Source organism: Flavobacteriales bacterium, from assembly GCA_016704485.1.
GTDB lineage: Bacteria > Bacteroidota > Bacteroidia > Flavobacteriales_F > PHOS-HE28 > PHOS-HE28.
In genome coordinates this window covers 728,695-743,229 of record JADJAA010000002.1, presented here as the reverse complement: position 1 = coordinate 743,229, position 14,535 = coordinate 728,695, and the positions used below count along the sequence as shown (strand labels likewise).

Genomic DNA, 14,535 nt, shown 5'->3' with positions numbered 1-14,535 from the left:
CTACCTTCGGCGATCACCCGAATTACACACAGGAATAACCAATGAAGATCGCCCTATACGGTTATGGCAAAATGGGTAAGGCCATAGAGGCGGTCGCGGTTGCGCGCGGCCATGAGGTCGTGTTGCGTGTAACCGGCGCCAATGCGGGTACTGCCCCAACGGGTGCCGATGTTGCCATTGAATTCAGCACGCCTGATCAGGCGCTGGCCAATATGGACCTATGCCTTGATCACGACGTGCCTGTGGTGGTGGGGACAACGGGTTGGTATGATAAAATGAACGGTGTTCGCAAAAAGGTCGGAGATAAGAAGGGTTCGCTTCTGTGGGCCAGTAATTTCAGTATTGGCGTGAATCTGTTCTTTCGGGTCAATCGCATGTTGGCTGGTCTTATGGACACACGACCGGACTATGCAGCCCACATCGATGAGATCCATCACATCCATAAACTGGATGCCCCCAGCGGAACGGCGATCACGTTAGCACGGGATATTGACCTGAAGACGAAGGGGTATTCCGGGTTCGAGTTGAAGGAAGACAATGCTGCCGATCAGACCATCTCTCGCAACGCCAATTCAATTGAACCCGGTCCTGTCTCTATTTTCAGTGAACGTAGAGGTGAAGTAACGGGTAAGCATGCTGTTTCTTGGACTAGCGGGAACGATCGGATCGTGATCTCCCATGAGGCATTTGATCGCAGTGGTTTTGCTCTTGGTGCGGTTATCGCAGCGGAATGGCTCCTTGGCAAACAAGGCTTTTTTAACATGGATGATGTGCTGGATCAAGCATGACTTGCGTTCGCTGTGCGTTATTTGTGGTCCTATCCATTTGAAACTCCGGATATTCGTAGCCTGACCCGATCACTTGCTCCATGATCCCATACCTATTCCTGTTCGCGTATTTCGCTGTTGTTCTCGGTTGCCTTTGGAAGCTTTTTGTAAAAGCCGGTAAACCCGCATGGGCGGCATTCGTGCCTGTTTACAATATCATCGTGTGGCTGCAGATCAGTGGCAAACCATGGTGGTGGGTCTTCTTGTTCATTGTGCCTGGAGTGAATTTACTGATGTTCATCATCATGAACGTGAACATCTCCATCGTTCTCGGTGAGCGTGACTTCAAGGACCATGTGATCATGACCTTCTTTCCTTGGGTGAAGATCCCACAGGTCGTTTTCAGTGATAAAGCATATGTAGGTCCTGTCCCAGTGGCGCAACGGAAACGCGGTATGTTGGGCCAATGGGGTGATGCCATTCTGTTCGCCGTGATCGTTGCGACCGTATTCCGCACGTACACCTTCGAAGCCTTCACCATCCCTACTCCTTCGATGGAGAAAAGCTTGTTGGTGGGCGATTATTTGTTCGTGAGCAAATTGAGCTATGGTCCGCGGTTGCCCATTACCCCGATGACGTTCCCGTTCACGCATCACACGATGCCGCTAACAGTAAGCACACCTTCTTTCGTCAACTGGTTCAGTCAACCGTATCGCCGCTTGCCGGGTTTCGGCTCTCCTCAGCGTGGCGATGCACTGGTATTCAATTTCCCTGAAGGAGACACCGTGGTGGCAAACTTCCAGAACCAGAGTTACTATCAATTGGTACGCGATAATGGGCGTAACAAGATCCATGATCCTAACTTCCGCTTGCCCAATATGGTCGGCGATCAACAAGTGCAAATGCCAATGGGCGATATTCTTGTGCGACCGATCGATAAGCGCGAGAATTACATCAAGCGCTGTGTTGGTATAGCCGGCGATTCGCTGGAGGTTCGCGATGGATATGTGTACATCGACGGAGTCAAAGAGAAATTCTACGATCAAGCACAATTCGGATATGACGCGGAACTGAAAGCAAACATCAATGATCGCGGTGAAAAGATGTTGAAGGAGCAATACAACGTTTCCATGGGCGATCTTTCTGGCACTCCAACGCGGGGCGTGATCAATATCGCACTCACCAAAGAGCAAGTGCCCTTGATGGAAGGGAACGCCTTCTTCGGACCGCTTACACGGCAGAACCACCCTAAAGGCTATACTGGATCCGGTCATGTACTCCCCTATTTCCCGAATGATCCCCAATACGATTGGAGCGAGGATAATTTCGGACCGATCTACATTCCCAAGCAAGGCGCTACGGTGCAATTGGATCTGAAAGTGCTACCGCTGTACAAGCGGATCATTGATCTCTACGAGGGCAATGACCTTGAAGTGAAGGATGGTACCATCTTTATAAATGGCCTTGCTGCCACCAGTTACACGTTCAAGCAAGATTATTTCTGGCTTATGGGTGATAACCGCCACCGTTCACAGGATGCTCGTTTCTGGGGCTACGTGCCGCATGACCATGTGGTAGGTAAGGCAGTGCTGGTGTGGTTCACGAAGGATCCGTACACAGGTATTCGTTGGAAACGCTTGTTCACCTTGGTGAAATAGCCCAAGCATTGTCCGTAGCTTCGATAACGCTCCAAGCATATCGGGCCCGGTGCCGTTCGATGTATAAGAAATTGAACTTTACTGTTGGATCAAACGTCGGTTTTCGATACTAAATGAACTTCACTCATCAAGGATCAACCCCCAATAACGCGTACGCTTCGTGAACGGTGGTTGATGATCAACCCTTGGCTGGGTGCACTCGTGCACGCGTTGGTCCTACTCGTTATTATGCACTTTTTCGTTGTCCGCTGGGTAACCGTACAAAGCACGAGCATGTATGCGACATTGAAACCCGGTGATCTTCTCATGGTGTGGCGTTGGCCGCTGTGGACCGGAATTGATCGGAACGACATTGTTGTTTTTCGTGATCCGCTGCGTGATGATCTGCTCAAAAGCAACAGACCGTTATTGGTGAAGAGGATCGTTGGTGTTCCCGGGGATATCGTAATGATCCGTAAAGGCCATTTATCCATTAACGGAATTGAAGAGCAATTCCCTTCCACCGGTACATTCAGCTATTTGGTGCGCCTGAAAGAAGGGCGTTCACCTGATGCCTTGCTGAAGTACTTAGGCCTTCAGCGGGGCTCTGTGCAGGCAGGTCATTTATTCATTGAGCTTCCATTGAATCCTCAGCTGGCAATGGAGATCATGGACCACCCGGATGTGGTGAATGTGGAATCGATGAGCACTGCTACCGGATCACCACGTCATATTTTTCCGTTCAATCCACGGTTCAGTTGGAACTCCGATGAGTATGGACCTCTTAAGATCCCGGGACAGGGCGATACGGTCACCATCACCATCGACAACTTGCCGCTCTATGATCGCTTGATCAGCAAGTACGAAGGGCATGAATTATCAGCTGATGGCGATGTTCTACTGCTGGATGGCAAACCGTTGACGACCTATGTGGTGGAACGTGACTACTACTTCGTTCTAGGTGATGCCAGACACAATAGCTCAGATTCCCGCTACTGGGGATTCTTGCCGACGGACCATGTAGTCGGTGTCGGTGGGCCGGTCCTAATGAGTAAAGGCGCTTTCGGTTCGAAATAAGGTAACACGTACTCGGTTCCGTGGGGTATTTTTGCATGATGAGATCGATCCCCGTTCTACTGTGCACCATTTTGTTCCTGGGTCTTGGGAGTTGCACGACACCATCTGTGGAAGGTAACCTTTGCCAGCGCACCTTTATGCCTTATCCGGATCTTAATCCGAACCGTATCGGAAATAGACAGAATGATCTATTCATTGACGGCATGATCGCATATAATGACAAGGACTATGCCGGTGCTGTTGAGAAACTAAAGCCGTTCGTGATGAAAAGGAATAGCGACCGTTCCGCGCAGCTATATCTGGCATGTAGCTATTTGGCATTGAACAAGCCTTACGATGCTGAACTTGCGCTGGACCACGTGGAGAATGGTAATCTTGGTCAATACAAAGATGAAGCGGAATGGTTTACCGTTGTTTGCTGGGTCTGTAGCGATCAGTTGGATCGCGCAAGGAGCGGTGCAAAGAAGATAGCGGATCGCAAACACACGTATCAACAGCAGGCCGCTGACCTATTGAGCGAATTGGGGTCTTAGTGATGGACGAGATCTACGCTCGTTTACTTTCCGGCCTGAATAGTGGCCTTCCTGGACATGATGCTTTCTTGGAAATGTCCGGATACAAGCGGTTGGATATAGAGAAGGCCCGCCAATTGGTTCCGCCGCCGCGTGAAAGTGCGGTACTCGCATTGATCTATCCGCGCTTCAAAATTCCGCATATCATGCTGATGGAGCGCCCGGAGTATGAAGGTGTGCATAGCGGACAGATCTCCTTCCCCGGTGGCAAATCAGAGGAATATGATGCCTCATTACAAGACACCGCTCTTCGCGAGTTCAGTGAAGAAACGGGAGCACATGCAGTGATAGAAATACTGGGCCAATTGACACCCGTGTATATACCACCAAGCAAGTTAATGGTAACACCTTTTGTTGGATTCACACATGAAATTGGGCCATTGTTACCGGATCCGCGTGAGGTCGCCTCGCTGATCGAATGTCCGTTGGATCATATTCTACGACCCGATATCATCAAACACAGAGAGCAGTTCATCCAGATCATGGGTGGTAAAATACAAGTACCTTATTTCGAGCTCCAAGGTCATGCCGTATGGGGCGCTACTGCTATGATGATCGCAGAGTTGCGGGTGTTATTAAGCGCGAAGGGCTAACTCCATTTCGGTTTGATCACGCCGTTGCCAGAGGTCCCAACTCCTCAAGGAATCGATCGTTAGGTACGTTTCCGGCGCTATTGATGCTGTACTCAGGTTTTATTCGGCGCACGAAATACATGTCGATCTTGCCTTTATTCTTCGCTTCAATAGCTCCACGGTGATCACATTCAAAGCGGTCTTTGATCAAGTGATAGGTGGTTTCACTGATGTTCACCTCACCGATCTCACCACTACTTTCCATGCGGCTTGCAGTGTTCACTGTATCACCCCAAATGTCATAAGCGAACTTTCGCTTGCCAACAACGCCAGCAACCAGCGGGCCACTGTGGATACCGATCCGGAGCAACCAAGGAACCAAGCCTTTTGCTTCGCGCTCGATTCTCCATTTGGCCATTAGTGCACGGATCTCCATTGCGGCCAATGCACTTTTCCAAGCATGATGCTGATCCGCTACTGGAACGCCGCACGCACACATGTAACTATCGCCAATGGTCTTGATCTTCTCGATCCCGTATCGCCCAACGATCGCATCGAACTTGATAAAGCACTCGTCCAACTCGTTGACCAACTGCTCCGGAGTCATTTTTTCCGCGGCCGCAGTAAACCCTTTCATGTCCGTGAACATTACGGATACATGATCATGACGGCGGGCGGTAGCTTTACCCTTTTCCTTCAGTTCTTCGCTGATCTCTTTGGGAAGGATATTGAGCAGCAATTCCTCGATCCTCACTTTTTGTCCGTCAATCTCTTTGCTCTGCGCTACCACCTCAGCGGTGCGCTCAGTTACCCGCTGCTCCAGTACGGCATTGCGCAGTATCAATTGGCGTTCACGCACCTTTATGAAGCTGAACAATCCTATGCCCAAAGCCAACAAAAGCGCGGAGTAGAACCACCAGGACTTGTACCAAGGTGGTAGAATAGTAAATGCATATTGGGCAGGTGGATCGCTCCACACTCCGGAACGGTTCATTGCCTTTACTTCGAATGTGTACGAACCCGGTGGCAGTGCGGGGTAATGGATGGAGGTTTCTGAAGTTGGTGGCTGCCAATCGTCTTCCAGTCCATCCAATTTATATTGATACATGACCGCTCCTGGATCCGTGAGAGACACACTACTGTAGTCAAAACGAATGCTACGCTGCATATGATCCAATCGTGGATCCTCTTCCAATTCATGCTTTTCCTGATTAACCTGTAACCCATCAATGGTGGTAACAGGTGGTGGCAATTTGTCCTGTGCCTTTAAGGAGGAGACCTTGGTTGCTCCATTTGCAGTCCCGAACCATAGCGACCCATCGCGTGCTATGCATGTGGAATTGGGTTTGGCCTCAATGCCCGTGAAACCCGCACGTTCCGTGTATGAAATAAAGCCATCAACTTTCGGACGCCATTTATTCAGGCCACGATTGCTGCCGATCCACACGTGTCCTTCATTGTCCATGTTCAAGGAACGAATGGAATTTGAAAGTAGTCCTTGCTCAATTGTATACTCGGCGTTGAGTACACCGTCCTTCAGGACTATAACACCCTGCCCTTCTGTGCCCACCCATAATTGACCTTCTTTATCCTGAATGAAACACGTAGCTGTGAACGATCGATCCAGTTCCAACGCTTTCGCTGTTCCATTTTCTATCCGCGTTATGCCCTTCAATATGCTGCCGACCCAAATTATTCCTTTGGGATCCCGATAGATACTGGTCACTTGACCTCCTGCGAGACCGTCGTTGGTAGTGATGGTAATGGGTATTGAACCCGGTGTGTAGCGTATAAGCCCGTTGACCGTGCCCACCCAAAGCTCATTTCCTTCACCCAGTGCCAGTGCTGTCACTTGATTCCCAGGAATACTTCCGCTGATCTCAAGGTCATAGCGGAACTTATATGTACGCGGGTCAAATTCGAATAAACCTCCATTCTCCGTTCCGATCCAAACATTGCCTTTTCTGTCCTGCACCAGGTCACGCACCTCATTGCTGGTGAGCTCCCCCTGTTGCATCGTCAAATTCTTTACACGTGCTGTGCTTCGTCCGTTCGGGTCCAGAATGCTGATCCCTCCGTTGGTTCCTAGCCACACCTTGCCCTGATCGTCCTCCATGACCGCGTAGACCTGTGGCTCGATCAATCCATCCGCCTCATTGAAACTGACGAACCGTTCACCTTTGAAAATATCCAATCCGTTGGCATTGGTACCGATAAGCATATTTCCCTCATGGTCACGCACCATGCAGCGTATCGCGTTTCCATGTAGGCCATTAGTGTGGTTGAATATGCGTAGGCCACTTTCCTCTATCCTAGCAATACCGCCATCCCACGTGCCTATCCACATATTCCCTTTCGCCCCTTCGGCAATGCTGAAAACGAAATTGCTCGGCAGGCCATTCGCAATATCATAGGACATAGTGGTCTTATTCCGCGTGTCGTATTGGAACACGCCCCCGAAATTTGTTCCTATCCAAAGGTCTTCGTCGCTGTCCTCGAAAAGTGTGGTCACCCGCTGATCAATAGGTAACCCTTTGATCGGGAATGCTTCGAATTTCTTTGCATCCGTGTTATAGCTACTGATCTTACCGGAAGCATCGGTGCAACAGATCGTGCCGTTCTTTAGGCGCAGAATGGAAGTGAGCTTGGATGGAATACCCTCATTAGCTCCGTAGGTTTCGACCTCCATATCGATCAGGTCCGTTGTGTTCGTTATACGGAACGCGCCTTGGCCGAACGTGCATACCCAGATCGCGCCTGATGCGTCTTCCGTGATCCCGGTGATATCACTCTTGAGATCGGTATCCGGTAAAGCAATTTTATGGAACGAGTTCCCTTGAACTACGGTTAGGCCACCACCTAAATGACCCGCCCATATACGGCCCTTTGCGTCCATGAACATGGCGCGTACTCCGTTTTGTGAAACACCATCCACGGCACCAAAACTGGTCACGGAATTTCCATTATATCTTGAGATACCGGCTTCATCGCCGATCCAGATCTTACCTGCCTTATCCTCTACGATCGCGTATACCTTGGATGCCGGCAGACCATTTTGCACACCAACATTCTCAAAAAAGTAACGCTGTGCTTGGCCACTAATGGCCAGTAGTAACAAAGAAAAGAGAAAGGAATATCGTTTTACCATAATGTGAAGAGACTGGCAAAATACGCTTCCTTCCGACTACTTGCTCATCTGGTCAATTCGTAGAAGGACGGATCCGATCCAGCTGCATCACTTACAACGAGGGTATTCGTTACGGTCTCACTGTAATTCTGCATCAATCGTTTCAATGATCCGTAGTTGAAATAGGAATAGATATCATCCCTTTTTGCATCAACAGGAACCCAGTATGCCTTGCCACTAACTGTTCTTCCGTGACCGCTATACCAGACCAGCACGGTATTCACCTTGTTAACCCGGACCAGATCGCGCAATTCAATGTTGAAGAAGCGCTCCAGCTGTTCCTTACTCAGGTTCTTCTTGGTGATGGTCCTTTGAGATGAATAGTTCGCGAATGCCTTGTTCATCTTGGCAACATCGGATGCGGTTCCTTGCAGCGCTGGGAAATCCTTATAATTCGTATTCTCGATCGCGATGACCCAGGTAATCCCTGTGGTACCCGTTCTCACCGGGGAAGTGGGTTCAGGCTTTGGTGGCTTCGCCGCTACCACCACAGGTGCGGCTTTTCGAATGATCGAATAATTCGCTTCCGCTGCATTACCGTACTGGTCTTCGGCCCTTACCGTGAAGTGCTCCTTCTTTTCCAATTCAACTTTAATACTGAATTCAGGATTCAATTGATCGGGAGCATAACTGGCATTTACGCCATTAACCGCCACCAAACGGATCAAGCTGGCATCGGTAACAGCGCCTTCAATGAACACATCATTCTTACCGACTTCTAGCATTATGGTCCGATCACCACTGGTTGCCGGGGATGTGAGCACGATGCTAGGGGCGATACCTTCAGAACGTTCCACATTGATCGCAACGGCCTTCAAATTGTCGTAAACGTCTATCGCTTGCACGGTAATGGTCCTATCGTCCTTGGATAATGGAACGCTGATCACGAACTCCGGATCCTTATCATCTGTGGTGAAATCCGCTTTTACTCCATTGACCTTAATGCTCTTCAGAAGGCTCTTATCGCGCACGTGCCCGCTAACCTTCACAAAATTCAAAGCCGCGCTCACTTGTGCAATGTCTCCTTTTCGGAAGGGTTCAATCAACGTAATGTCCGGAGCATCACTTTCTCGTTCCATTTCGAAGATCGCAGCTGCGATCCGCGTTCGGCTTTCTTCAATTTCAGTGCGCTGTTCCGCTGGCCATGATCCTTCTGTATCCATCAGTTTGGATGCAGCATCAAGGTCTTTCAACGCGCCGTTCATATCCAGATTGGCTTCCTTGCATTCTGCCCGCAACAATAACTCCGGAACATCATTCGGATCTTCCAGTAGTATCTTATTCAGGTCATTCACCGCATTCTGATGTTGCCCAAAACCGTGATAGTAGCTTGCGCGTTGATGATAGACCGCTTTATCAGTTCGTTCCAAGGCAATGCATCTGCTAATATCATCGATCGCTCTTGCGTAATCCTTTTGCATCGCAAATGCTTTACTGCGTGTGAATAACGCATCGGTACTACGCGGGTTCAACTCCAATGCGGTTCCACATTTCTCGATCGCCTTTTCCAACGCACGCATTTGCATGGTAAGACCCGTATACCGGTCGTGCAGTTTCAGTTGCGTTTCGCTTAGTGCGACATAGGCAGGTTCGTACAGGTGGTTCCAAGAGATCACTTTGTCAAAGTCGGTCTCTGCCGTAGTGTAGTCATGTACCGCCATGCGTGCCAATCCATGCAGGTAATAGGTGTCCGTTGTGGCTTTCATTCCCAACGCTTTGTCAGCCGCATCCGCAGCAGCATCCACGTCGTTCAACGCCAAGCAAACGCGTATTTTCGTTTGCATGGCTTCCATGTGTTTGGGGTCAACTTTCAGTGCGCGGTCCAAGAACCGAAGTGCCACTGCCGGACTATCCACCGTCATATACCCCTGCGCCGCCCGAACAGCCAGGTCAGCTTCTCCTGGATCAAGGTCCGAGGCTTTCCTAAGGTCCGCAGCTCCTTCCACTACGCGACCCATCTGCTGGTAGACTTCGGCTCTTGCCAAATAGGCCTTTATATACTTGGGGTCCACATCGATCGCAAGATCATAGCGTTCTATTGCTTTGCTCAATTCGTTCTGAGCCCGGAACGCATCACCTTCTTTCAAGAACGCTTTACCACCCTGCGCGCAAAGTGTTCCGTCCAAAATGAACAGAACACCGATCAACGCGATATGGTGCTTATAGGTCATTGTATTTCGGATCCATCCATCCAGTCGAGATCCTTGGTTCGGCAGCATGAGCGAATACTACTTCATGAACTTCTCCATTGCACCAACGGAAACCCCTGTGCTACTGAATCCGCCATCATGATAAAGGTTCTGCATTGTCACGTACCTCGTTAAGTCGCTGAACAGTGTGATGCAATAGTTCGCACAATCTTCTGCGGGTGCATTGCCTAACGGACTCATTTCATCAGCAAAGCCAAAGAACCCATCGAACCCTTTGATACCTGAACCCGCAGTGGTCATTGTGGGGCTTTGACTAATTGTATTCACGCGGACCTTCTTTGAAACCCCTAATCTGTATCCCCAACTGCGCGCTATGCTTTCCAACAGTGCTTTTGCATCGGCCATGTCCCCATAATTCGGGAATACGCGCTGGGCGGCTATATAGGTCAGCGCAACCACGGAAGCTCCCTCGGCAAGTGCATTCCCTTTGTTCGCAGCTTGCAACATGCGATGCAGGCTCAGTGCACTTACGTCCAAGGTTTGTTTATACCAATCGTAGTTCAGGTCATCATACGAGCGGCCTTTTCGGACATTCGGACTCATGCCAATGCTATGTAGCACAAAGTCCATTGGGCCACCAAGTTTCTCCTGTGAATCCGCAAAGAGCTTTTCAAGATCCGCATCACTGGTGGCATCCGCAGGGATGATCGACGCATTTATCTCTGAAGCCAACTGGTTGATCTCGCCCATGCGCATTGCCACAGGCGCATTCGTTAAGACTATCTCCGCGCCTTCCGCATGCGCCAATTCGGCAACTTTCCATGCAATGCTTTGCTCATTCAATGCACCAGAAATGATGCCGCGTTTTCCCTTTAAAAGTCCGTGTGCCATTGTAGATGTTTCTGTAGGGGCGAAGATAGAAGTATGAAGGGCTTTTCGATGGTCAAGTAATATGACCCGTTTGTTGATGTGGAAATATACGGGTATCTTGAGCCATCAAACCAGCTTTAGATGCTTAGAATTTCTGCCTTTTTCGGCGCTTGTTGTGCCGCTACGACCCTATTTGCCCAATGCGTAACGACTTTCCCCGCAAATGAGCCGTTCACCAGCTTTACAACAGGTACACCTGGCACCTTGGAGAACAATTGGATCAACACCAATGCGGATGATCTCGATTGGTGGGTAGATAAGAATGGTACCCCCACGGCGAATACTGGCCCTATCGGCGATCATACGTCCAATAGTACTTCGGGGACTTATATGTATGTGGAGTCCACCGGTGGTGGAAATACGCCGAATAAGACCGCGGTACTGACATCTCCATGCTATCAACTTTCTGGTGTTACCTCACCTTACGTAACGTTCTGGTACCATATGCGTGGAGCACAATCGGGTGCACTGTTCGTGGATCTGAACCTGAACGGTTCTGTTGTATCCAATGTTTGGAGCACCAGCGGCAACCAAGGCTTGTATTGGAAACAAGGTTGGATCAACCTTTCGAGCTATGGGAATTTGGTCAATACGCGTTTGGTCTTCAGGGCGGTTACTGGTAGTGGTGAAACCAGCGATATCGCGATCGATGATGTGTTCGTTGGGAGCTTGGTTCCAATTGTAGGCTGTAGCGAAACAACTGCAAACAACTATAACGCGAATGTGAACATCAACAACAACTCGTGCGATTACTCCTGCCCAGCCGGTCAAAGTCGCATCAGGATCGATATCGTAAAGGACAACTATCCACAGGAAACAACTTGGACGCTTAAGGAGGGTTCAACAAACCTAACGATCGCCAGCGGAACTTCGATCGGTGCTACGATCTGTGTTCCGTCTGATGCGTGCTTGGTGTTCCGCATTAACGATACAGCAGGTGATGGCATCTATCACAGCACTTACGGCTATGGAGGTTATTGGCTCTATTCCGATCAGACACTGATCCTGGCCGGAGGAGTATTCGGCTCATTTGAAGAAACGACGTTCAATTGTCCTGCTGGATTTGCGTGTACTTCTCCTTTACCATTGACACTTGCGCCAGTTGGCACAACATTTCCGGTTACGCTGGCCACCAAGACCACTCCGAGTATTGAGGCGTGGTACGACTTTACCCCGCCGGAACCTGGGTCTTACACCATTTCGACCTGTGGATCCAACTCATGTGATACTCGGCTCTGGGCATATGATATGGCCTGCAATCAGATCGTGCTGAGCAATGGCGTTGAAGGTGCAACATTCGCAGACGATAATGAAGGAGGTTGCGGAACCCAGGCTGTGATGACAGCCAATTTTCCGGCTGGCCTGGTGCACCACCTCCGCATCGGCGATAATGCTGGTGACTGTAATGACCAGATTACTTTTTCCATTATTTACAATGGACCAGTAACAGGTTGTATGGATACGGAATCATGCAATTACGAACCCTTGGCTACAATTCCTTGTAATGATTGTTGCTATCCGTGGGGAGATCCGCTTTGCGTAACCGGACCCGATCTGGTCATGAACCAAAGTGCTCTGGCCAGTAGTTTAAGCTTAAGTACTGTGAACATTACAGACGCTTGTGCCCCAGTTGAAGGATGTACCCGGGCGCTTGGCGTAAGGAATGTTCTGCGATTTACCACCAGGATCGATAATATCGGAAACGAGGATTATTACATCGGTAACCCTACGGCTCATCCGGAGATATTCGACTTCGATAATTGCCATGGGCATGCCCACTATGCCGGATATGCGGATTACTTGCTATTCGATCCCAGCGGGAATACGATCCCAGTAGGATTCAAGAACGGTTTCTGTGTGATAGATGTGGGATGTAACCCAGGGTTTACGGGCCAGTATGGATGCAGTAACATGGGGATCAGCAAAGGGTGTTATGACATATACGGATCTGGAACAACGTGCAATTGGATCGACATTACGGACGTTCCTGCTGGACAGTATACACTGGTACTTCGCACCAATTGGCAGCAAGCTCCGGATGCTTTGGGAAGACACGAATTGGATTACTCCAATAACTACGCACAGGTCTGTTTGAACATTGCACGTGATGCGCAGAATGTGCTCTCCTTTACTGTTGCAGGCACATGTCCACCTTTCACCGATTGTCTTGGACAGCCCTATGGCGATGCACGATTCGATTGTGCAGGTACTTGCGCAGGCACTACTAAAATGGGTGACCTTAATGCAGATGGTAACCAAACACAGCCGGATGCGCAAGCTTATGTCCAAGCAATTCTGGGGGATGATATTTCACCAACGAATTGCAATGATCTGAACGGAGACAATGTGATCACCGTTACGGATGCCGCGTTAATGGCGAACTGCTACAATCAGCAACATACGCACGACCAGATCGGACACGTCCTGCATTACCACCCGTGGTGCACCTTCCCACGTGGCTGGACAGATACTGGAGTTAATGTGGACCTTCAACTCGGCGCAGTGGACCCTATTGCTAAAACGGTGGATATCATGATCCGTAACCCAACAAACCGTGTAATGGGCTATGAATTCGAAATGAGCGGCCTCACGATCCAAAACGTCCAGAATCTTGTACCGAGCCTGATCGGTGATATTGCAATGGAATCCTCGTTGGGTGGTACCAAGGTGATCGGTTTATCGTATATCGATAGCTCAATGGCGAAGAATACTGACCTTGTACCGTTATGCCGGATCACTTATCTCAACCTCACGGACCTGAACATCTGCATCGCCAGCATAACGGACATCGTGAACGAACAAGGCAATAACGTGCTTACCACCATAACCGGGTCATGTGCCATTACGCCGAACACTGTGACCATTAGCCCTAAGATCTGGTTGGCCGGTCCCTATAGCACCGCTACCCATTTAATGAATGATCAACTTCGCACTGCGTTATTGATCCCTTTGACAGAACCTTACACCGGTCTTGGTTTCACCCATGTGAACGGTGGCGGCGGAGAACAGACCAGCAGCGGTGTATTAGCTGTTACAGGTAATAATGCCATCGTGGATTGGGTAATGGTTGAAGTACGATCCACAACAGCTCCTTTTGCCGTGATCGCCACAGCAAGTGCCTTGTTGCAACGCGATGGTGATGTAGTGAACAAGAACGGCACTTCAGCAGTGCAGCTGCAAGTTCCCGATGGTAATTACCAAGTGTCGATACGACACAGAAATCACTTGGGCGTTATGACCTTGAACCCGGTAGCCTTATCTGCAACCACATCGGTAGTTGACTTCAGAACCTCCACGACCAGCACTTGGGGTACGAATGCGCGGATGACGAAAGACAGTAGATCCATGCTTTGGAGCGGTAATTCCGTTAAGGACGGTGTCCTGAAATACACTGGCACGAGCAATGACCGCGATCCGATCCTTGGTATCATTGGAGGTACAGTACCAACCAATACCATAGCCGGATACTATTTCGAGGATACGGATATGAACGGTATTGTGAAATACACCGGTGCACCGAACGATCGTGACCTGATATTGGAGAATATCGGGGGAATAGTGCCTACTAATACAATTTCGCAGCAATTGCCCTAATTGAATTGGTAAGGCATTTGAATTGGCCGCATTGTCGAAAGGTGATGCG

The 14,535-nt window shown here is 49.6% G+C and carries 9 protein-coding genes; 6 read left to right on the top strand and 3 right to left on the bottom strand.

Annotated elements, in window-relative coordinates:
• Positions 1-41: 41 nt before the first annotated feature.
• From dapB to IPF95_14230, 5 genes are all read left to right on the top strand, one after another.
• Positions 42-788: a 4-hydroxy-tetrahydrodipicolinate reductase gene (gene dapB / locus IPF95_14250; protein MBK6475847.1), complete on the top strand. Its 747-nt coding sequence runs from the start codon at positions 42-44 to the stop codon at positions 786-788.
• Positions 789-868: 80 nt separating this feature from the next.
• The gene (locus IPF95_14245) at positions 869-2,425 is read left to right on the top strand and encodes a signal peptidase I (GenBank protein ID MBK6475846.1); all 1,557 of its coding nucleotides are present in this window, start codon (positions 869-871) and stop codon (positions 2,423-2,425) included.
• Between the two features lie 174 nt (positions 2,426-2,599).
• Complete coding sequence (gene lepB, locus IPF95_14240; GenBank protein MBK6475845.1) at positions 2,600-3,481, top strand: signal peptidase I; 882 nt, start codon at positions 2,600-2,602, stop codon at positions 3,479-3,481.
• A gap of 35 nt (positions 3,482-3,516) precedes the next feature.
• Complete coding sequence (locus IPF95_14235; GenBank protein ID MBK6475844.1) at positions 3,517-4,014, top strand: hypothetical protein; 498 nt, start codon at positions 3,517-3,519, stop codon at positions 4,012-4,014.
• A gap of 2 nt (positions 4,015-4,016) precedes the next feature.
• The gene (locus IPF95_14230) at positions 4,017-4,646 is read left to right on the top strand and encodes a CoA pyrophosphatase (protein MBK6475843.1); all 630 of its coding nucleotides are present in this window, start codon (positions 4,017-4,019) and stop codon (positions 4,644-4,646) included.
• A gap of 16 nt (positions 4,647-4,662) precedes the next feature.
• On the opposite strand, the gene IPF95_14225 is transcribed toward IPF95_14230, so the two are convergent.
• The 3 genes from IPF95_14225 to IPF95_14215 are packed head-to-tail and all read right to left on the bottom strand — an operon-like array spanning position 4,663 to position 10,853.
• Positions 4,663-7,773: a hypothetical protein gene (locus tag IPF95_14225; protein ID MBK6475842.1), complete on the bottom strand. Its 3,111-nt coding sequence runs from the start codon at positions 7,771-7,773 to the stop codon at positions 4,663-4,665.
• Positions 7,774-7,817: 44 nt separating this feature from the next.
• A complete protein-coding gene (locus IPF95_14220) occupies positions 7,818-9,983 on the bottom strand; it encodes a tetratricopeptide repeat protein (protein ID MBK6475841.1) in 2,166 nt (721 codons plus the stop codon).
• 57 nt (positions 9,984-10,040) lie between these two features.
• Positions 10,041-10,853, bottom strand: a complete 813-nt coding sequence (locus IPF95_14215; protein ID MBK6475840.1) for an enoyl-ACP reductase — start codon at positions 10,851-10,853, stop codon at positions 10,041-10,043.
• A gap of 120 nt (positions 10,854-10,973) precedes the next feature.
• Between IPF95_14215 and IPF95_14210 the strand changes: the two genes are divergently transcribed.
• A complete protein-coding gene (locus tag IPF95_14210; GenBank protein ID MBK6475839.1) occupies positions 10,974-14,486 on the top strand; it encodes a hypothetical protein in 3,513 nt (1,170 codons plus the stop codon).
• Positions 14,487-14,535 lie beyond the last annotated feature (49 nt).

Bases quoted from the DNA above. Each gene is read 5' to 3' on its own strand.
- IPF95_14230 (MBK6475843.1), top strand. From the start codon at position 4,017: ATGGACGAGATCTACGCTCGTTTACTTTCCGGCCTGAATAGTGGCCTT.
- IPF95_14245 (MBK6475846.1), top strand. From the start codon at position 869: ATGATCCCATACCTATTCCTGTTCGCGTATTTCGCTGTTGTTCTCGGT.
- lepB (MBK6475845.1), top strand. From the start codon at position 2,600: ATGATCAACCCTTGGCTGGGTGCACTCGTGCACGCGTTGGTCCTACTC.
- IPF95_14235 (MBK6475844.1), top strand. From the start codon at position 3,517: ATGATGAGATCGATCCCCGTTCTACTGTGCACCATTTTGTTCCTGGGT.
- IPF95_14225 (MBK6475842.1), bottom strand. From the start codon at position 7,773: ATGGTAAAACGATATTCCTTTCTCTTTTCTTTGTTACTACTGGCCATT.
- IPF95_14215 (MBK6475840.1), bottom strand. From the start codon at position 10,853: ATGGCACACGGACTTTTAAAGGGAAAACGCGGCATCATTTCTGGTGCA.
- dapB (MBK6475847.1), top strand. From the start codon at position 42: ATGAAGATCGCCCTATACGGTTATGGCAAAATGGGTAAGGCCATAGAG.
- IPF95_14220 (MBK6475841.1), bottom strand. From the start codon at position 9,983: ATGACCTATAAGCACCATATCGCGTTGATCGGTGTTCTGTTCATTTTG.
- IPF95_14210 (MBK6475839.1), top strand. From the start codon at position 10,974: ATGCTTAGAATTTCTGCCTTTTTCGGCGCTTGTTGTGCCGCTACGACC.